This is a genomic window from Plantactinospora sp. B6F1, from assembly GCF_040120695.1.
GTDB lineage: Bacteria > Actinomycetota > Actinomycetes > Mycobacteriales > Micromonosporaceae > Plantactinospora.
Window position 1 is genome coordinate 1 of record NZ_JBEEAC010000099.1, and the last position, 914, is coordinate 914.

Sequence of the window (914 nt, forward strand, 5' to 3'; positions counted from 1 at the left end):
CGTGGAGCAGATGACCTTGCGGATCTCCACGTCGAAGGCGAGGAAGGGCACGAACTCGGCCCAGGCGTTCTCCCACAGCTTCACGATCGCCGGGTACTTGCGGCCCCATGCCTCGGCGAACTCCAGGAACCGTTCAGTCGCGGCATCCTCGGTCGCCGCGGTGTAGACCGGCTTGAGCGCCTTGGCGATCTTGTCCCAGTCCTGGCGGGCCGCGTAGCGGAACGAGTTGCGCAGCAGGTGGACTACACACGTTTGAACGATCGTGCGGGGCCACACCGTCGCGACGGCGTCCGGCAGGCCCTTGAGCCCGTCGCAGACGAGCATCAACACGTCCTGAACGCCGCGGTTCTTCAGCTCGGTGAGCACATGCAGCCAGTGCTTGGCGCCCTCGCCGCCGTCACCAGCCCAGATCCCCAGGATGTCGCGGTGCCCGTCGACAGTGACCGCCATGGCCAGGTAGATCGGCCGGTTCGCAACCTGACCATCGCGGATCTTGACGTTGATAGCATCGATAAACACAACCGGATACACCCTGTCGAGAGGCCGGTTCTGCCACTCGGCCATGCCGTCCATGACCTTGTCGGTGATGGTGGATATGGTCTGCTTCGACACCTCGGCGCCGTAGACCTCGGCCAGGTGCGCGGCGATCTCCCCGTGGGTCAGACCCTTGGCCGACAACGACAGCACCATGTCGTCGACGCCGGTCAGGCGCCGCTGACGCTTGCGCACGATCTGCGGCTCGAACGTCCCGGCGGCATCGCGTGGGACCCGGACCTCGACCGGCCCGACATCGGTGAGCACGGTCTTGGCCCGGCTGCCGTTACGAGTGTTCCCGCTGCCCCGACCCGCCGGATCGTGCTTGTCATAGCCGACGTGGTCGGTGATCTCACCGTCCAACGCCGACTCCAGCACAC

General features: G+C 65.9%; 1 protein-coding gene. It reads right to left on the bottom strand.

Features of this window, described 5'->3' with window-relative positions; translation table 11 throughout:
• A partial coding sequence (locus ABNF97_RS33960; protein ID WP_349341073.1) for an IS256 family transposase occupies nucleotides 1–914 on the bottom strand: 914 nt, incomplete at both ends.